Origin of the sequence: Streptomyces sp. NPDC052042 (assembly GCF_044548345.1) — a bacterium.
Lineage (GTDB): Bacteria > Actinomycetota > Actinomycetes > Streptomycetales > Streptomycetaceae > Streptomyces.
On record NZ_JBIUBU010000012.1, the window covers coordinates 1 to 19,523 of the forward strand.

The window sequence follows — 19,523 nt, forward strand, 5'->3', positions numbered from 1 at the left end:
CACCCATCGACAACGCCTTGCGCAACGCATCCCGGGCATCCTCCGGACCCACCGTCAACACCGTGACCTCGGCCTCATCAGCCTCATCCGCGATCTGCAGCGCCTGCTCCACCGCGTACTCGTCCAACTCCGACAACAGACCGTCCACATCCTCACGATCCACCGTCAAGTCATCCGAGAAACGCCGGTCACCCGTCGCATCCGGCACATACTTCACACAGACAACGATCCTCAAGCTCACGCCGGCTCTCCTACCTGCATCGTCTCTTCCGGGCTGCCTTGTTGCACGCAGCATAGGCGCCTGATGGTGCGGTTTCCGGTCGGAGCGATCCACGCTCCGAAGGAAATATTACTAGCCAGTACAGCCAGCGGGGTGCCGATGAGCAAGCGCTTGGAATGTGATCTGGCCGACGTACGACGGCCATGTGCCGTCAGAGGTCTCCCAGACCCTCGGCGCGTCGGAACGGCCCTGGGGGCAGAGGGGCAGGTGCCCGGCACCGGCCAGGGCTGCGCGATCACGATCCGACGGTCCCCTTCCGGGACCCGGGCCACCGCACGACACACCGGCCACGCCGTACTCCGCCAAGCACCACCACCGCCTCGGTCCGCTGCTCCGATCGGTGGACGGGCCGAAGCGATCGGCGCAGCGGCAGCGAAGGCGGGCGGTCGGCAGGAGGAAGCAGCGGGCGAGATCCACGCGGACCCGGCCGCGGTGAGGGGCCGCCGCGGGCGTGGTGTCAGTCCGACGAAGGATGACGGGCCTGGTCAGGTGTGTTCCGCACCAGAGGGGAGGTGCCACGGTCCGTCATATCGCCCGGCCCAGCGCCGCGACGACATCGACGGTGCGCGGCTGCCCGACGGCCCGGCTGACGATCCGCCCGGCCGCGTCGAGGACCAGCACGGTCGGTGTTCTGCTGATCCCCAGCTCACGTACGAGTGTGAGATGCGCCTCCGCGTCGATCTCGACGTGGGCGACGCCGTCCACCATGCGCGCCACCTCGACGAGGACCCGACGCGTGGCCCGGCAGGGCTGGCAGAACGCGGTGGAGAACTGCACCAGCGTCGCCTTTTCCCCCAATTCCGCGCCGAGTCGGGCCGCGTCCAGCACACTCCCGTCCACCCGCACCCTCCCGTCGTCGCGCCTCTCGGGAGGTCAGCGCCGCCGGGCGCCGGAACATTCCCCACCAGCGGCACGTGACGAGAATCTCGCCGCCCGCGTCCGCGAGGACTGGCCACCGCGTCGCGCATGGGGCACGATCGGCCCGATGCCGCAAACCTACGGCAGCGTAACTCCCGCCGGGAGAACCCTCTCAGGCGCTGAAGAAGGGTCTCCCCAGAGATGGCAGAACTCGTCTATCGACCGGTCATCGGCGCCGCGCGCACATTGTTCAAGGCGCTGGACCTGAAGATCGACACTCGGGGTTCGGAGCACATCCCGAGGACGGGTGGCGCCGTACTGGTCAGCAATCACATCAGTTACCTGGACTTCGTCTTCACCGGTCTCGCCGCGCTGCCGCAGAAGCGCCTGGTCCGCTTCATGGCGAAGGAGTCGGTCTTCCGGCACAAGATCTCCGGGCCTCTGATGCGCGGGATGAAGCACATCCCCGTCGACCGCAAGCAGGGCGAGGATGCCTACGCCCACGCGCTCGCGTCACTGCGCTCCGGTGAGGTCGTCGGTGTGTTCCCCGAGGCCACCATCTCGGAGTCGTTCACGCTGAAGGGTTTCAAGTCGGGGGCCGCCCGGCTGGCCCAGGAGGCCGGCGTTCCGTTGATCCCGACCGCGGTGTGGGGAACGCAGCGGCTGTGGACCAAGGGGCGTCCGCGCAACCTCAAGCGCAACCACGTACCCGTGACGATCCGGGTGGGCGAGGCCGTGGAGGCGCCCGCCGACCAGTACGCGGGAGCGATCACCCGGCGGCTGCGGGAGCGGGTGCAGGAGCTGCTCGAAGCGGCCCAGCGCGCCTACCCGGTGCGCCCGAAGGACGCGGGCGACACCTGGTGGATCCCCGCACATCTCGGGGGCACGGCTCCGACGCCGGCCGAGGTGCGCGCGCGGGGCTGACGCCACCGGCCCTCGGCCGTCGCCGAAACGTCACTCCGGGGTGTGGTCGCGTCGGCGACCGCACCCGGGACGATCCCTGGGACACCGCACCGCCGATGCGTCCGAGGGCGAGGGCAGAGCTCCGCGGGAAGCGTGCGCCACGGCTGCGGACGGTCCTCGGCGGACCGGAGGCCGCCCGTCGCCGCCGGTGCGGCGCCGTATGGAGCAGGCGGGCGCGGGTCCGCGGCCGACCGGAGCCCACCGGCTTTCCGATCGACCGCGTACCTATGCGCAGCGCCCCGCTTCCTGAGCGGGTGTCACCTGGCCATCTCTTCCTTCAGCGCGAGGACGAAGGCGTCGACGTCCTCCTCCGTCGTGTCGAAGGCGCACATCCACCGCACATCCCCGGCGGCCTCGTCCCAGAAGTAGAAGCGGAAGCGCTTCTGCAGCCGCTCGCTCACCTCGTGCGGCAGCCGGGCGAAGACGGCGTTGGCCTGGACGGGATGGAGGATCTCCACTCCGTCCACCCCGCGCACGCCCTCCGCGAGCCGCTGGGCCATGGTGTTGGCGTGCCGGGCGTTGCGCAGCCAGAGGTCCCCGGCGAGCAGCGCCTCCAACTGCACGGAGACGAAACGCATCTTGGAGGCGAGCTGCATCGACAGCTTGCGCAGATGCTTCATGGCCCGGACGGCGTCCGGGTTGAGGACGACCACGGCCTCACCGAACAGCGCCCCATTCTTGGTGCCGCCGAACGAGAGGACGTCGACGCCGACGGTGTTGGTGAACGTACGCATCGGCACGTCCAGCGAGGCCGCGGCGTTGGCTATCCGGGCCCCGTCCAGGTGGACCTTCATTCCGTGGGCGTGGGCGTGGGCGCAGATGGCGCGGATCTCGTCGGGTGTGTAGACCGTGCCCAGCTCGGTGTTCTGGGTGATCGAGACGACCTGCGGCATGGCGCGGTGCTCGTCGTCCCAGCCGTACGCCTGCCGGTCGATGAGCTCGGGCGTGAGCTTGCCGTCCGGGGTGGGGACGGTGAGCAGCTTGAGGCCGCCCACGCGCTCCGGGGCGCCGCCCTCGTCGACGTTGATGTGCGCGGTCTCGGCGCAGATGACGGCGCCCCAGCGGTCGGTCATCGCCTGGAGGGAGACGACGTTGGCGCCCGTTCCGTTGAAGACCGGGAAGGCTTCGGCGGTGGGGCCGAAGTGGCTGTGCATGACACGCTGGAGATGCCCGGTGTACTCGTCCTCGCCGTAGGCGATCTGGTGGCCGCCGTTGGCGAGGGCGAGAGCCGCGAGTACCTCCGGGTGCGCGCCCGCGTAGTTGTCGCTGGCGAAGCCGCGTACCCGCGGGTCGTGATGGCGTCGCGCGTCGGTCCTTACGGTTGCGGGGTCAGCCACAGGCGCTTTCCGTTCACTTCCGGGGCGGGCTGGTCCCAGACGCCGACGATGGCATCGGCCAGGTCCTTGACATCGGTGAAGCCCGCGAATTTCGCATTCGGGCGCTCGGCGCGCATCGCGTCGTGCACCAGTGCCTTCACCACCAGGATCGCAGCCGCCGATCGGGGCCCTTCCTCGCCCCCCTCCTTGCGGAACGCGTCCGCGAGGGCGAGCGTCCACGCCTCCGCAGCCGCCTTCGACGCGGCGTAGGCCGCGTTTCCCGCGGTCGGCCTGCTCGCACCGGCCGCGCTGATCAGCACATAGCGTCCCCGGTCGCTGCGCCGCAGTCCGTCGTGGAAGGCCAGCGAGGTGTGCTGGACCGTGCGGATCAGCAGCTTCTCCAGGAGGTTCCAGTCGGCGAGGTCGGTCTCGGCGAAGCCGGCGCTGCCGCGCCAGCCGCCGACGAGGTGGACCAGGCCGTCGATCCGCCCGAAGTCCTTCTCTGTCTTGTGCGCCCAGTCGCGGGTGGCGGCGAGGTCCAGCAGATCCACCGTGTCACCGGTGACGGTGGCCCCGCCGTGGGCGTAGCTCGCGGCGTCGACCGCCTCGGCCAGGCGGGCCGCGTCCGCGTCGGAGGCCACCACGATCGCACCGGCCTCCGCGAGCCGCAGCAGCGTGGCCCGGCCGGCCGGGCCGGCGGCTCCGGCGACCGCGACCACGGCACCTTCGAGGGCGCCGCCCCCGTTGCCCCTGCCGTTTCCGTTCATGGCCACCGCCTCCTCAGCCCCGGCGCTCACGCGGCTGCCCGATCGGCATCCGCGGCGGTGATCCCCTTGGTCGAGGCGATCACGTTCTTCAGCTTCTTGGAGAGCGCCTCATAGAACATGCTCAGGGGAAACTCGTCCGGAAGCACCTCGTCGACGAGCTTACGCGGCGGCAATGACAGGTCCAGTGCGTCGGGGCCCTTGGCCCAGCGCGAGCCGGGATGCGGGGCGAGGTAGGTGGAGACGAGTTCGTACGCGGCGAACCAGTGCACGAGCTTGGGGCGGTCGATGCCGTCGCGGTAGAGCTTCTCGATCTCGGCGCAGAGCTGGTTGGTGATCTGCGGGGCGCGTTCCCAGTCGATCCGCAGCGTGTTGTCGGTCCAGCGGATCACGTCGTGCCGGTGGAGGTAGGCGAAGAGCAGCTGTCCGCCGAGGCCGTCGTAGTTGCGGACGCGCTCACCGGTGACGGGGAAGCGGAACATCCGGTCGAACAGCACGGCGTACTGCACGTCGCGGCCCTGCGGAACGCCGTCGGCCTCCAGTCGCACGGCCTCCTTGAAGGCGGTGAGGTCGCAGCGCAGCTCCTCCAGCCCGTACATCCAGAACGGCTGCCGCTGCTTGATCATGAAGGGGTCGAAGGGCAGGTCCCCGTGGCTGTGCGTGCGGTCGTGGATCATGTCCCAGAGCACGAAGGCCTGCTCGCAACGCTGCTGGTCCGCGACCATCGCGCGGATGTCGTCGGGCAGCTCCACGCCGAGGATGCCGACGGCGGCCTCGGTGACCCTGCGGAAACGCGCGGCCTCGCGGTCGCAGAAGATCCCGCCCCAGCTGAAGCGTTCGGGGGCCTCGCGCACGGCGACGGTCTCGGGGAAGAGCACCGCGGAGTTGGTGTCGTAGCCCGAGGTGAAGTCCTCGAAGGTGATGCCGCAGAAGAGCGGGTTGTCGTAGCGGGTGGCCTCGAGCTCGGCCAGCCACTCGGGCCAGACCATCCGCAGCACGACCGCTTCGAGGTTGCGGTCCGGGTTTCCGTTCTGGGTGTACATGGCGAAGACGACCAGGTGCTGGACCCCGTCTGCGCGTCCCTCGGCGGGGTGGAAGGCGAGCAGCGAGTCGAGGAAGTCCGGCACGCCGAAGCCGTCGGCGGCCCAGCGGCGCAGGTCGGCGACGAGGGCGCGGTGGTAGGCGGCGTCGTGCGGGAGCAGCGCGGAGAGCTCCTCGACCGCGGAGATCACGCGGTCCAGCGTCGCCTCGGCGGTCGCGCGGGACGGTGCGCCCTCCGCGTCGAAGTCGATGGAGCCGTCCTTCGACTGCCAGGGGCGGATCTCCTCCACGGCGTTCTTCAGGAGGGGCCAGGCGGGGTGCTCGACCACGGGCCGGTCCACAGCTATGCCTCCTGCGACAGGGTCGCGCACAAGAATTTCCGTCATAACACTTCCTCCACAGGAGAACCTCGCGTCAGGCAACCGTATCCATCCACGGTTCCTCCGGACAAGTGGACCTCAGTAAATTATCCTGCCCACCCCCTCCACCACCGCGATTCCTCCTGCACAAGACCAGGGACGGAGCACTTCCGCCGGAAGCGGACACTCCGGCGGCCGTCTCTGCGCTCCGTCGCGCTCACGTACGCGAGCGCGGTCAGGGGCGCGCCCGGTGCGCCCACGCACGGGGAACGCGGTTCTCCGGGACCCGGGCCGCGCTCCCCCGCCCTCGGCCGGCGTCCTCTCCGATCCGGCGGGCCGGACCGCCGGGGCACCGTGACACCGGGGCACCTCGCGGGTAGGAGCCGCGTACGGGGGAAACACCGTCTACGGAAGCGAGTCGCCTTGTCTTTCCTCACCATCGGTCATCGCGGAGTGATGGGCGTCGAGCCCGAGAACACTCTGCGGTCGTTCGTCCACGCGGAGCGGGCCGGGATGGACGCGATCGAACTGGACCTCCATCTGAGCAAGGACGGCGCGCTGGCCGTCATGCATGACGCCGATGTGGACCGCACGACGGACGGCAGCGGCCCGATCGCCGCGAAGACCCTCGCCGAGCTGCGTGAGCTCGATGCCGGACAGGGCGAGCGGGTGCCGGTCTTCGAAGAGGTCCTCGACGCCGTGCGCTCCCCTCTTCAGGCGGAGATCAAGGACACGGCGGCGGCCCGCGCGCTGGCCGAGGTGATGCTGCGGCGCGGCCTCGTCGAACGGGTCGAGGTCTCGTCGTTCCACGACGAGGCGGTCGCCGAGATCGCCCGGCTGGTACCGGGCGTACGGACCGTGCTCATCGCGAGCCACTGGCGCGGTGACGTGGTGGAGCGGGCGAAGGCGACGGGTGCGGCGACGCTGGCGCTGAACATCCGCCGCCTCACCCTGGAGGTGGTCGAGCGGGCGCACGCCGAAGGACTGAAGGTCATCGGCTGGGTGGTGAACACCCAGGACCATCTGCGGCTGGTACGCGCCCTGCGGCTGGACGGCGCCACCACGGACTATCCGGAGATCCGCCGCACCGGCCGTTACACCGCCTGATCAGCACTCCGGCCGGACGAGGTCCTTGACCAGGAGCTCGAACGCGAGGTCGTCGCGCTGCGGTATGCCGAAGCGTTCGTCGCCGTACGGGAACGGACTCAGCCGCCCCGTACGGCGGTAGCCCCGCCGCTCGTACCAGGCGATGAGTTCCTCCCGCACCGAGATGACGGTCATATGCATCTCGGCCACCCCCCAGCCCTCCCGGACGGTGCGCTCGGCCTCGGCGATGACCGCCTTGCCGAGACCGCCGCCCTGGAGGTCCGGGCGGACCGCGAACATCCCGAAGTAGGCGGCGCCGCCGCGGTTCTCGAGCTGGCAGCAGGCGACGAGCTCGCCGCCGCGCTCCACCACGAGCAGGCGGCTGTCGCCGGACTCGACGACCCGGCGGACGCCGTCGGGATCGGTCCGCTGCCCCTTGAGGATGTCCGCCTCGGTGGTCCACCCGGCCCTGCTGGAGTCCCCCCGGTAAGCCGATTCGACCAGCGCCACGAGTGCGGGCACATCGGCGCCGACCGCGTCGCGGAACGTCAGCCGTCCCGGTTCCTGGGCTGGGGCCATGCTCATGACGGCGGATCTCCGTTCCTCGGCTGCGCGCGTGCCGCAGCAGCGTATCCCGGCACCGCGCGGCCCCGGAGCCCGCCGCACGGTCGCGGCAGGTCCCGAGCCGGCCGTCGGCGACGCTGGACCGGGGATCGCCCCTGGCCGAGACCACGGGCGGGAGGCCCGGTCTCCCGCCGTTCAGTCGCCGAGGGCCTGGCGGACCTCCTTCCGCAGAAGCTCGACGTAGTCGCGGGCCCACCCTTCGACCGTCGCGCGGTCCCACAGGTCGGCCGAGTACTCCACGAGGCCCGCGAGTACGTCCCCGGTCGGTACGAGCGCGAGGAGGAGTTCCGTCCGGGCCGCGGCGGGGGCGAGGTCCTCGACGGCCGTGGTCAGCCCGGGCAGTTCGATGTCGGTCCTCAGCGAGCTCTGATAGGCGAAGCCGACGGCCAGCTGGTCCGGCATGGCGATGCCTTTCCGCTCCAGCATCACCGGGGCCATCCGGCGGGCCGGCATGACCTGGTCGATGCACTCCGCCGTGGTGCGGGCGACCTGGTCCGTGAGGGCGGCGAAGGGGCCCGCCCCGCCATCGCGTACCAGGAGCGCGAACCCCGTGACCGTACAGGCGACGAGCGACTCGAACGCACGGCGCTCACGGTTGGCGTAGGAGATGTTGAACAGCACGTCCGGCTGCCCGGATTTCTGCGACAGCATCCGGCCCAGGGCCGCCGCCGTCACCGCGAAGGGGGTCGTGCCCCGCTCCCTGGCCAGTCGCTCCACGGCGCCGCGCACCTCGCCCGGCACGGTGAACGTCACGACCCCGCCCCGCCCGCTCGGGGTCGTCGGCCGCGGCCGGTCCAGCGGCAGGCCGATCCCGAAGGGCACACCGTCCAGCAGGCGCAGCCAGAACCGCAGTTTCCGCTCGTCGGCCCCCGGCTCGGAGTGGTCGCGCTGCCACAACGCGTACGCGACGGGCTGGTACGGCGCGGACGGCAGGGCATGGGGGGAGCCCGTCACGGCCGAGCCGTAGAGCGCGGCCAGTTCCTTCAGGATCAGGCTGACGGACCATCCGTCGCACGCGGAGTGGTGCAGGGCGAACAGCAGCGCCCAGGAGTTCTCGCCGGTGCGCAGCAGACGCAGGGCCAGCGGGATTCCGCCGACGGGGTCGAGCGGCGTCTCGGCGACCTCGGCACCGGCCCGCTCCACGGCGGTTTCCCGCTCCCGGGGTGGCCGGGCGGTGAGGTCCTCGACGGGCAGGTCGACCGGCCGGGGCCGGAGCACCTCCTGGTGCCAGCCGTCGCCACTCTCGACGAGGCGGGTCCGCAGGCCCTCGTGCCGCTCCACGAGCCGGGTCAGAGCGGTGCGCAGCGCCGCCACGTCCAGGGCCCCGGAGAAGGTGATCCGCATGACGACGTTGAAGACCTGCGGGAGAGGATGACGGGCGTGCACCGAGGCGAAGCGGGTCTGCTGCTCGGTGGCGGGCGCCCGGCGTTCGACGGCGACGGTTCCGGCGCCGGTCGCGGACGGTCCGCTTCCCCCTGCCTCGGCGGTCACATGGTCCGTCATGGCCCGCAGCGTCGGCTCCTGGTAGAAGCGCACCATCGGGTACTCGGCGCCGAATTCCTCCCGGGTCCGGTTGACCAGTCGCATCGCGGTGATCGAGTGGCCGCCGAGGCCGAAGAACGAGGCGTCCGCCGCAATGCCGCCCGCGTCGATGGCGAGCTCGGCCGCCCAGAGCTCCCGTACGCGCCACTCGATCTCCGCACGGGGGCTGCGTTCGAGGGGGGCGCCGAGGCCGGTCCGCCTTCCCCCACCGGCCGCACCCGGCTCCCGGTGGGGTGCGGCGGTGACGAGGCCGGGCGGCGGCAGCTCCGAGCGGTCCAGCTTGCCGTTGCCCGTCATGGGCAGCTCGGCAAGGACGCACCAGGCGCGCGGCACGAGGTACTCCGGCAGCACGGCGGACAGTTCGTCAGCCATGAGCTCGGCGAAGGCCAGCCGGTCGTCGGCGGTGTCGCCGACCGGGTCGGCGGGGACGGTGTAGGCGGCGAGATACGCCTCGCCCCGTTCGTCGCGGCGTGCCAGCACGGCCGCCTCCCGCACGCCGTCCAGGCCGTTGAGCACGAGGGAGACTTCCTCGGGTTCCACCCTGAAGCCGCGGATCTTCACCTGGTCGTCGGTCCTTCCGCGAAACTCCAGCCTGCCGTCCGCGGTCCAGCGCACCAGGTCGCCCGTGCGATACAGGCGGGCGTCCGGGCCCCCGTCCGGGTCCGGCAGGAAGCGCTCCCCGGTCGGATCGGGCCGGTGCAGATAGCCCAGCGCCACGCCGGGGCCGCCGACGTACAGCTCCCCCACGGTGCCGACCGGCGCCGGGCTGCCCGACTCGTCGGCCACGCGCAGGCGCACATTGTCGGCCGGCCGGCCGATCGCGATCGCCTCGGCGGCCCCGCCGGAGCCCTCGGCCCGAGGCAACACCGTCTCCGTGGTGCACAGCACGGTGGCCTCGGTCGGCCCGTACACGTTCACCGTCTCGTACGGCGCCTCCGGCCGCGGCCGGGTGCGCAGGACATCGCCGCCCAGCAGCAGATGGCGCAGCGGCGGCTGGTCGCCGGGCCCGAGCCGCAGCACCGCCTCGCCCAGCGCCGTGGGCAGGATGGAGAAGGTGACCCCCTGTCCGGCGTACCACCGGGCCAGGGCGAGCGGATCCCTGCGGACCGTCTCGTCGGCGACCGTGACCGAGGCACCCGCGGTCAGTGCCGGCCAGATCTCCAGGAGGGAGGCGTCGAAACTCTGGCTGCAGACGACGGCGCTGCGGTCGGCCGCGGTGAAGGCGAAGCGCCGGTGGTGCCATCGGCACAGGTCGACGACGCCGCGGTGCGGGACGGCGACGCCCTTGGGGGCACCGGTGCTGCCGGAGGTGTAGATGACGCAGCACAGGGACGCACGGCCGGTGGCGGACGAGGCGAGAGGGGTGCCCCGGGGTACGGCGTCGGGTGTCACGAGGGTCACTGCGCCGGGCAGCGCCAGTGCCGCCGCCTCGGCCTGCGTGGACACCACCGTCCGGGCTCCGGACTCGGCGATCACCTGCTGGGCGCGCGCCCGGCCCAGGGAGGGGTCGAGCGGCACATACCCGCATCCCGCCTTGAGCACCGCGAGCATGGCCACGACCAGGTCGGCGGAGCGCGGCAGCCACAGGGCCACCGTGTCGGTGGCGCCGCCCCGTACCTGCCGCTCCTTCAGGGCCGCGGCCAACCGCTCGGCGTGCGCGTCGAGCTCACCGTAGGTCAGCACCGTGTCGCCGCTGATCACGGCGGTGCGGTCCGGGGCCGTGGCGGCTTGCCGGGCGACCAGTTCGTGGACGCCGGCGTCCGGCAGGGCATGGGACGGGCCGCGCTGCCAGGACTCCGGTACGGGGTCCCCGTCGGCGGCCGTCGCGGCGAGCCGGGACAGCGGGGCCTGCGGTGTGGCGACGGCCGCCGCGAGCAGGTTGCGGAAGGCGGTGAAGAATCCTTCGACGGTCTCCGCGTCGAACAGGTCGGTGTTGTATTCGAGGTGGCAGCGGATGCCCTGCGCCTGGTCGGTGAAGTAGATCGTCAGATCCGTGAGGGCCTTGTCCGGGCCTGCGTCCAGCGGGGTGGCCTCGATGCCGGGCAGTTCGAAGCGGAACGGTTCGGTGCGCTGGAACTCCGCGAGCACCTGGAACACCGGGGTACGGTCCGCCCTCCGTGGCGGGGCGAGTGCGCGCACCACCGTCTCGAACGGCACACCGGCGTGGTCGTACGCGTCGAGCGCGACGGTACGCACCCGGTCCAGCAGGGCGCCGAACGCGGGGTCGCCGGTGAGGTCGAAGCGCAGCGCGAGGGTGTTGACGAAGAACCCGAGCAGGTTCTCGGCCCACTGCGGCCGGTCGGAGACCGGGGTGCCGATGACGATGTCCTCCTGCCCGGTGACCCGGTGCAGCATCGCCGCGTACCCGGCGAGGAGGGTCATGAACAGGGTGCTCCGGTGCAGGCGGCTCAGGTCCCGCAGCCGTCGGGACAGCTCCGGGTCGAGGGTGCGGAAGACCGCCCGGCCGTTGGAGGTCATCGTCGTGGGCCGCGGCCGGTCGGTGGGCAAGTCCAGTACGGGCAGCTCTCCGCCGAGGGTGCGCAGCCAGTGGGCCAGGTCCTCGGCGGTCCCGGGACCGTCCAGGGCGGCCGCCGTCTCTCCGACGTAGTCGGCGTAGCTCCGGGTCAGCCGGGGCAGCGCGGGAGCGGTGCCGTCGCGTTCGGCGCGGTAGAGGGCGGACAGATCGCGGGCCAGGACGGTGGCGGAGGCCGCGTCGACCACGATGTGGTGGAGGGAGAGGACGAGGACGTGCTCCTTGCCGGCGGTCCTGACCAGCCGCGTGACGAACAGCGGTCCGGCCGTCAGATCGAAGCGGCGGGTGCTCTCCGCCGCCAGGACCTCCCGGAGCACGTCCTGCGGACCGCGGGCACCGTCCACGATCTCGAAGTCCGGCTCGGCCGGCGCCCGGATCACCTGCCGCGGCCCGTCCCCGGTCTCCCGGAAGACGGTGCGCAGCCCCTCGTGGCGGGCGACGAGGCCGCGCAGGGCGCCGCGCAGAGCGGGCACGTCGAGCGGGCCGTCAAGGCGGATCGCCTTGACCTCGTTGTAGGCGGTACGGCCCGGGAGCAGCTGCTCGACGAACCAGATCCTCTCCTGTCCCTGCGACAGCGGGGCGTCACCGGGCGTGCCACAGGGCACGGGTTCCGGGGCGGCCAGTGCACAGGCGGCAGCGGCCGGGCCAGCGGTCCCCCGGACTTCCTCCGGCGCCTGCGGGTACCGGCGGCGCAGCTCGGCGATGTGGGGAAGACCCGCGCGCAACTCGTCCGGGGCGACACCGAAGTCGACCAGCGCGACGATCTCGTCGGCGCCGGCGGCGAGCACCTCGTCCACCACGGGACCGACGCTGTCCACCGTGCCGATCAGGGACCGCTGGTCGCAGTAGCGGCCGTAGGCGCGACGGAAGACCGTTTCCAGGTCGTCCTCGCTGAGGGCGGAAAGATCGACGCTGTGCCCGAGGCTGTTGGTGACGCCGCTGAACAGTGACAGGGAGGCACGCATGTAGCGGGACAGCGGTCCGTACGCCTCGGTCCGCGCGGTGTCGTGGTCGGCCGCCAGGTAGGTGTGCAGCAGAACGGCCACCCGGCCGGCGTCCGGATCCAGGCCGTGCCGGGCCCGGGCGCGGCGGTAGCGGGCGATGTTCTCCCGGAGCTGTCCGACGCTCTGCGTCATCAGATTGGTGACGACGCCCAGGTCGTGGCGGGCGGCGAGCTCGTAGGAGGCCGGATTGCCGACCACCGCGGTGTACATGGGCGGGGCGTCCTGCACGGGCCGGGGGAAGAGCCGCACCTCGCCCTCGCCGTCACCGGTGGTCCGCCGCAGCGCGTCACCGCGCCAGAAGGCCCGTAACTGTTCCAGTTGTTCGTACATCACCTCCCTGTGCCGGCCGTAGCGGTCGGGGAAGAAGACGAAGTCGTTGGCGTTCCAGCCGCTGGCGACACCGATGCCGACGCGTCCGCCGGAGAGGTTGTCGACCATCGACCACTCCTCCGCGACACGGATCGGGTCGTGGAGCGGCAGCACGACGGAGCCGGCGTTGAGCCGGACGCGTTCGGTCTCGCGGGACAGCGCGGCGGCGAGCACCGCCGGGTTGGGGAAGAGCCCGCCGAAGGAGTGGAAGTGCCGCTCCGGCAGCCACAGGGCGTGGAGGCCGTTCCGGTCGGCGAAACGGGCGGTCTCCATGAGGAGTTCGTACTTGCCGTGCCGGAACCCGGTGGAGTCCTGCGGGTAGTCGCCGAAGAAGTAGACGCTGAACGCGGGGGTGCGGCGGGCGGCCCCGATCGCGGGTGCCGGGCGGAACCCGGTGGCCGCGGCGGGGTTCCAGGCCGCGGTGTCCGCCGAGGCGGGTGCGGGCGCGGGTGCTGTGGTTGACGTGGTGGGTGCGGTGGCCGGTGCGGCGGGCTTCGGGGACGCGGTCACCGTGGCCGCCGGCCGGCCACCGGGAAAGAAGCCGGCCGACCTCAGCTCGCGCAGCGAACCCCGCACGGCATCCGCGATGAACTCGAGGTCGCCGTCCGTATGAGCGGTGGACAGGAAGAAGTTGCGCCACTCCCAGACGTGGACGCCACGCAGCATCAGGTGGTGGTACAGGAGCTCCATGTCGGCACGGTGATCGAAGCGGAACTGGGAGCCGAAGTGGCTCATCCGCAAGGGGAACTCCTCGGCCTCGAAGAAGCCGTTGAGTGTCGCGGCTAGTTCGGCGGTCCGGGCGTTCAGCCGCTCCTGCAGGCGCGGGCTGTGTTCCTTGAGGTGCGTCAGAACGGCGCGTGCGGCGACCATCGACACCGGGTGCTGGATGTACGTCCCGCCGAAGAAGGTGGTGTCGGCGGGCGGGTAGCTGTCGTCGCCGTACGCCCAGTAGCCGCCGTCGACGCCGTCCATGATGTCGGCGCGGCCCGCTATGGCCCCGATGGGGAAGCCGCCGCCGAGCAACTTGCCGTAGGTGGCGAGGTCCGGTGCGACTCCGTACAGCTCCTGTGCCCCGCGCAGTGCGGGGCGGAAGCCGGTCAGCATCTCGTCGAACATCAGCACGATGCCGTGGCGGTGGGTCAGTTCGCGCAGCTTCCGTACGAACTCGACGGGCTGCAACGAGGGATGCCTGCTCTGCACCGGTTCGACCACGACCGCGGCGATCTCCGCGGCGTGCCGCTCGATCGCGTCGAGGGCCGTGTCGCTGCCGTAGTCGAGCACCAGCAGTTCCGCGACGGCACTGCCCGGGATGCCGCGGGAGACGGGTACGGTCACCCGCTTTGCCCCGGAGCCCGAGGAACGGCCGAGAACGGTGTCGGCATGTCCGTGGTAGGCCCCGGTGAAGGTGACGATCCTGTCGCGGCCCGTGGCGGCACGGGCCAGGCGGATGGCCGCGGAGTTCGCCTCGGTACCGGAGCCGGCGAAGGCCACCCGCTCCATGCCGGTCAGCCCGGCCAGCAACTCGGCGGCCTCGCCGGTCTCCACGCTGCGGGGGCCGAGCTGGACACCGCGTGACAGGTGCTCTCGTACGGCCTCGCTGACGAAGTCCGGCTCGTGGCCGAAGAGCAGCACGCCGAAACCCATGGTGATGTCGACGTACTCGTTGCCGTCGACGTCCTCCAGCCGCGCCCCGCTCGCCCGGCGGCCCGCGATCGGGTACAGCATCTCCTTGGTCGCGCTGCGGAAGCCGACGACGGCACGGCTGTCGGCCAGGACACGGCGGTAGCGCTGGGCGATCCGTCTGGAGGTCGCGGTCCTGGCGGTGTAGCGGCGTACGAGGTCGTCCAGATGCTGCTGCTGGGAGCGCGGGGAGGCGTCCTGGACCATGCCGGAGGTGCGTGCGAGGGCCACCCGGGGACCATGTGTGCGCGGCGGCTCGGCGGGCTGCTCCGCGGAGGGTGCCGCGGCGCCCATCTGCGTGGCGATGCGCCGCGAGAGTTCGGCCATGGCCGCCAGGTCCCGGTCCAGCGCCGCGGAGAGGCCCTCCAGCCCGGTCATTCGGCCGCCTCGCCGTCGAGCCGGTGCGTCGCCGAAGCGTTCTGGAGCGAGAGCAGTTGGGACAGCTGCGACATCATCTGGAGCTGTATCCGGGATATGTCCTGGAGTCTGCGGGCGAGGTCCTCCAACTCCTGGCGGGTGGCGTACCCGGACGTGGGGGCCGGGGCGGGAGCGGCAGGCGAAGGTTCCGGAGCGGACGGGGGCCGCGGGACCACGGGCTCTCGCCCGTGGGAGGGCTGCGGGGCGATGTGCTTCGGTTCCCGGGCCCGCCCCGGTACGGACTCCGGCGGCGCCGGCTCCATGCCGGGCCGCCGGGCGGCGATCAGCTCGGCGAGCCGGCGCGGTGTGCCCGTCTCCTCGAACAGCTCCCGCATCGTCACCTTGACGTGGTGCTCCTGCTCCAGCTCGCGCAGCACGCTGATCATCTGCAAGGAGTCGGCGCCGAGGTCGAAGAAGGGCGTCTCGCCGGAGACCGCCGACGGATCGTGGCTGAGGTGCCGGGCGGTCGACTCGACGATGCTCCGGAGTACCCGCTCGCTCACTGCCTCGTGCTGTGTCATTCCGACTCCCTCTCTCGCTGCTGTCCTGGTCGGCAGGGCCGTGGGCAGCGGCCCTGTCCAGTGGTCCTCGTGCTGGAACCGGTAGCCCGGCAGGGGGATCCTCCTGCCCCGGCAGCCGGCCAGAAACACGCGCCAGTCGACGTCCGCCCCCGCGCAGTGCAGTGCGGCCGCCGCACCCCAGAGCGCGTCGAGCCCGGTGCCGCGCCGCAGGGACGGCACGGGCCGCGCACCCGCCCGCGCCCTCCGCGCCAGGGCGCTGAGGGTGGTGTGCGGTCCGATCTCCAGCAGCACGTCGGCCCGGTGTCCGCCGATGCCGCGCAGCGCCTCGTCGAAGCGGACCGCCTCACGGGTCTGCCGGACGAAGTAGCCGGCGTCCACGGCCCACCCGGGGGAGCGGGTCAGGCCGTCCAGTCCGCTCACGAACGGGATGCGCAGGGGGCAAAAGGCCATCTCGTCCAGGACCGCCCGGAACTCTCCCAGCATGGGCTCCATCAGAGTGGTGTGAAAGGCGCGGTCCACCGGCAGCGGCTCGCCCGGTACACCGCGCTCGGCCAGCAGCGCGCGCAGCCGGTCCACGGCCTCGGCGGACCCGGCGAGCACCTGGGCGCGCTCCCCGTTGGTCACGGACAGCTCCAGGCCGGGCACCTCGGCGGCCAGGGCCAGGGCGGCCTCCCGGCCGAGGGCCACCGCGACCATTCCGCCGGGCGGGCAGAGCCGCTGCATCAGCCGGCCGCGAGCGGCGGTGAGACGGAGACCGTCGTCGAGCGAGAAGGCTCCGGCCGCGTACAGCGCCGCGTACTCCCCGGCGCTGTGCCCGGTCACCGTGACCGGGGCGATGCCCGCGTCGCCCCACAGCCGGACGAGGGCGCACTGCAGCACGAACAGGGCGGGCTGCGCGGTGTCGGTGGGCCACGGCCCGTTCGTCCCCGGGCCGTGGCCGAGCAGGCCGGCACGCAGGGAGCCGCCGGTGAGGTCGCGGTACCGGCGCTCAGCGGTGTCGAGCACCTCGCGTACGACGGGAAAGCGCTCGTACAGGGCCGCGGCCATGCCGGGGTAGTGGCCGGCCTGCCCGGTGAACTGGAACGCCATCCTGGGAGCGCCTTCCCGCGGCGGCGTTCCCGTCGTCACCGCGGCCGGGTCCGTGCCGGTCAGCCATGCGTCGAGGGCGGCGGCCAGGTCGGCCGGGGCAGCGCCCCGGGCGGCGAGCCGGTGCCGGCCGTGAGCGCGGCCGAGGGCGGCGGTGGTGACGAGGTCCGCCTGCGGCGTACCGGGCCGCTCCCGCAGCCGGTCGCGCAGGGCGCGGGCGTTCTCCGTCAGGGCCCCGGCGCTGCTCCCGGAGACCAGGAGCACGCCCGGCGGGGCGGCGGTGCCGGAGCCGGGCAGGGGTTCGGGGGCCTGTTCCAGGACGAGGTGGACGTTGGTGCCGCCGACACCGAGGGACGTCAGCCCCGCGCGGCGCGGGGTGCCGTTCTCGGGCCAGGGAAGGACGGTCCGGGGTATGTAGAACGGGCTGCGGTCCAGGTCGAGGACGGGGTTGGGACGGCTGAAGTTCGCCATCGGCGGGACGACGCCGTGCTTGAGGACCAGGAGGGTCTTGACCAGCCCGGCCAGTCCGGAAGCCACGTCGAGATGGCCGATGTTGGCCTTGACCGAGCCGAGGGCGCAGTAGCCGGTCCGGTCGGTGTCCTCGCGGAACGCGGCGGAGGCGGCGTCGAACTCGATCGGGTCGCCCTTGCAGGTGCCGGTACCGTGGGTCTCCAGGTAGCCGATGGTCTCCGCCCCGACGCCCGCACGCTCCAGGGCCCGGCGGATGGCCGTGCGCTGGCCCCGCGTGCTGGGCGCGGTGAACGCCTTCTTGTCGGCGCCGTCGTTGCAGACGCCCCAGCCGCGGATCACACCGTGGATGGTGTCGCCGTCGGTGGCGGCCCGCTCCAGCCGCTTCAGCACGACGGCCACCACTCCCGTACCACCCACCGTGCCGTCGGCGGCGGCGTCGAAGGCCCGCAGACGGCCCGACCTGGAGAGGATCGAGCCCTTGACATGGCGGTAGCCCAGCACCTGGGGCACGTGGACGGCGGTCGCGCCGGCCAGGGCGATGTCGCAGTCGCCCATGAGCAGTGACTGCGCGGCGAGTTGCACGCCGACCAGGGAGCTGGAACAGGCCGTCTGCACGCTGACGGCCGGGCCGGTGAGACCGAGCCGGTACGCAGCACGGGTGGCCGTGAAATCGGTGTGGTTGCCGATCGTGATCTGCAACCTGGTCGGCCAGTCGTCGACGGCCCGGTCGGGCAGGACGTTGTTGAGCAGGTAGTTCTGCAGGGAGTACAGGTGGAAGCCCGTACTGGCGTAGACGCCCACGCGGCTGCCGTCCCGCTCGACCGGGTATCCGGCGTTCTCCAGGGCATGCTGGGCGCACTCCAGGAACATGCGCTGCTGGGGGTCGGTGAGCTGGGCCTCGCGGGCGCTCATCCCGAAGTGCCGGGCATCGAATCCGGCGATGCCGTCCAGCACACCGGACGCGCCGACGAAGTCCGCCGCCCGGTACTGCTCGGCAGGGACACCGGCGGCGGCCAGCTCTTCCTTCGTGAACCGGGTGACGCGGTCGGTGCCGTCGCGGATGACGCGCCAGAACTCCTCGGGGGTGTCGGCGCCCGGCAGCCGGAAGGCCATGCCGATCACGGCGATACGGGGGTCGGGGTCGTGCCTCGTCATCGGCTGTGCCCCTCCGCCGCCGTCGGTCTGTCCCCACCGACCGGTTCCTCCCCGCTGCGGGTGGCTGCGCCGGCCCGTCTGAGGAGCACTGCGAGCAGGACGGCGCACAGGGCGATGGCCAGGCCGTGGAAGGACGCCACCACCTGCAGCGGCGAGAAGACCTCCAGCAACGCCCCGCTGACGAGCATCCCCAGACCGAAACCGGCGTTCTCGGCCGAGGCGGAGAGCCCGAAGAGGCGGCCGCGCTGCTCATCGGGGGCGGCCTGCAGCCTCGACACGTACACGATCTCGGTGAATCCGTCGGCGGCCCCCGCGACGAGTGCGGCGATGATGGTCGGCACGGCGGGCAGCCCGCTGAACACCACGATGAACCCCGCCGACATCACACAGGCCCCGAGCGCGAAGGCCCGCTCCTCCGGCGTCCGGCCGGTCCTCTTGACCACCTGGCCGAACAGCTGCTGGGCCACGATGTTGCCGATCGCCCACGTCGCCCAGAACTGGCTGATGAACGTGGCCGGATGGCCGGGGTCCAGGCTGTGGGAGTAGAGGGGCAGGGCGACGTTGTGGGAGGAGGAGCCGAGCCCGTCCACCGCCCGCACGGCGATCATCACCATCAGCAGGGGGGCCGTCCGCAGCAGGACGCGGGCGGTCCACCGGGTGGCGGCGGTACCGGAGGACTGCTCGGGGCCGCCGTCGGCGGCCTTCGGAACGGCCGCCCTCGTGCGGATGGGCAGCAGGAACATGACCGTCGCGGAGACCACGAAGGTCGCCGCGTCCAGTCCGAACGCCGCGGAGTAGCCGAGCTGCGCGACGATCACGCCCGACGAGGCGAATCCCAGGATCATGGCGAGCGAGCGGCCGATGACCAGCAGTCCGTTGGCGCGGGCCCGGTGCTCGTCGCCGACGATCGCCGGGACGCTGCTGCGCAGGGCCACTTGGGAGAGCGTCGAGCAGCCGCCGGTGACCACGGCGAGCGCGTAGAGCAGCCCGGGACGCGCCGCATCGGGGGCCAGCAGCAGCGTCAGCAGCGCCGCGGCCTGGCAGAGGTCGGCGCCGACCATCAGCCGTTTGCGGTCGTAGGCCGAGACGAGGCGGCCGCTCACGAAGCCCGACGCGACACTCGTCACCAGGCGTACGGCCATGAAGAGTCCGGCGGCCAACGCGCTGCCCGTGACGTCGTAGACGAAGACGTTCAGCGCCACCATGTTCAGATAGCTGCCGTACGCCGAGACTCCGTTGCCGACGACGAGCAGGTGGAAGTACCCCATACGTGTTTCCTTTGGTCTGCTTCGACGGCGTGGACCGGTGCCCCGCACCTCGGCTCGCGCTCCGGGCCGGGACGCCGCCCGGGGCGATCCGGGCCTCAAGGCGCACCCGGTGGGCGCGCGGCCTTCGTCGCGGCCCGGAGCGGACCGGCTGCGAGGGACGCGAGCCCGTCCTCGCACCGGGCCGCG

General features: G+C 72.1%; 11 protein-coding genes. 2 read left to right on the forward strand and 9 right to left on the reverse strand.

The genetic code is table 11. From position 1 onward, the window contains the following. Together ACIHCL_RS20455 and ACIHCL_RS20460 are read right to left on the reverse strand one after the other, a co-directional pair. Positions 1 to 241 (reverse strand): electron transfer flavoprotein subunit beta/FixA family protein (locus tag ACIHCL_RS20455; RefSeq protein ID WP_399863730.1); only part of this gene is annotated, 241 nt, incomplete at its 3' end. 564 nt (positions 242 to 805) lie between these two features. Beyond that, entirely contained in the window at positions 806 to 1,126 is a 321-nt protein-coding gene (locus ACIHCL_RS20460) for a TlpA family protein disulfide reductase (protein WP_399863731.1), read from the reverse strand. 213 nt (positions 1,127 to 1,339) lie between these two features. Here ACIHCL_RS20460 and ACIHCL_RS20465 point away from each other — a divergent pair, with 213 nt between their 5' ends. Beyond that, complete coding sequence (locus tag ACIHCL_RS20465) at positions 1,340 to 2,062, forward strand: lysophospholipid acyltransferase family protein (protein ID WP_399863732.1); 723 nt, start codon at positions 1,340 to 1,342, stop codon at positions 2,060 to 2,062. 296 nt (positions 2,063 to 2,358) lie between these two features. Here ACIHCL_RS20465 and ACIHCL_RS20470 read toward each other — a convergent pair whose 3' ends face one another. From ACIHCL_RS20470 to ACIHCL_RS20480, 3 genes are read right to left on the reverse strand one after another with little or no spacing between them, the layout of a single operon-like run. Then, positions 2,359 to 3,438: a threonine aldolase family protein gene (locus ACIHCL_RS20470; RefSeq protein WP_399863734.1), complete on the reverse strand. Its 1,080-nt coding sequence runs from the start codon at positions 3,436 to 3,438 to the stop codon at positions 2,359 to 2,361. Continuing rightward, positions 3,417 to 4,184, reverse strand: coding sequence for an SDR family NAD(P)-dependent oxidoreductase (locus ACIHCL_RS20475; protein WP_399863735.1), 768 nt, complete (start codon positions 4,182 to 4,184; stop codon positions 3,417 to 3,419). The genes ACIHCL_RS20470 and ACIHCL_RS20475 overlap by 22 nt, the downstream gene beginning before the upstream one ends. Before the next feature lie 26 nt (positions 4,185 to 4,210). Next, positions 4,211 to 5,608: a DUF6421 family protein gene (locus ACIHCL_RS20480; RefSeq protein ID WP_399863736.1), complete on the reverse strand. Its 1,398-nt coding sequence runs from the start codon at positions 5,606 to 5,608 to the stop codon at positions 4,211 to 4,213. Positions 5,609 to 6,004: 396 nt separating this feature from the next. On the opposite strand from ACIHCL_RS20480, the gene ACIHCL_RS20485 reads away from it, so the two are divergent. Further along, positions 6,005 to 6,688: a glycerophosphodiester phosphodiesterase gene (locus ACIHCL_RS20485; RefSeq protein WP_399863737.1), complete on the forward strand. Its 684-nt coding sequence runs from the start codon at positions 6,005 to 6,007 to the stop codon at positions 6,686 to 6,688. On the opposite strand, the gene ACIHCL_RS20490 is transcribed toward ACIHCL_RS20485, so the two are convergent. The 4 genes from ACIHCL_RS20490 to ACIHCL_RS20505 all read right to left on the reverse strand — a co-directional run bounded on the left by ACIHCL_RS20490 (position 6,689) and on the right by ACIHCL_RS20505 (position 19,337). Next, positions 6,689 to 7,252, reverse strand: coding sequence for a GNAT family N-acetyltransferase (locus tag ACIHCL_RS20490; protein ID WP_399863738.1), 564 nt, complete (start codon positions 7,250 to 7,252; stop codon positions 6,689 to 6,691). Between the two features lie 174 nt (positions 7,253 to 7,426). Continuing rightward, positions 7,427 to 14,797: a MupA/Atu3671 family FMN-dependent luciferase-like monooxygenase gene (locus tag ACIHCL_RS20495; protein ID WP_399863739.1), complete on the reverse strand. Its 7,371-nt coding sequence runs from the start codon at positions 14,795 to 14,797 to the stop codon at positions 7,427 to 7,429. Further along, positions 14,794 to 18,069, reverse strand: a complete 3,276-nt coding sequence (locus ACIHCL_RS20500) for a type I polyketide synthase (RefSeq protein ID WP_399863740.1) — start codon at positions 18,067 to 18,069, stop codon at positions 14,794 to 14,796. Before ACIHCL_RS20500 ends, ACIHCL_RS20495 begins: the two co-directional genes overlap by 4 nt. Then, a complete protein-coding gene (locus tag ACIHCL_RS20505; protein WP_399863741.1) occupies positions 18,066 to 19,337 on the reverse strand; it encodes an MFS transporter in 1,272 nt (423 codons plus the stop codon). Before ACIHCL_RS20505 ends, ACIHCL_RS20500 begins: the two co-directional genes overlap by 4 nt. Between the last annotated feature and the right edge of the window lie 186 nt (positions 19,338 to 19,523).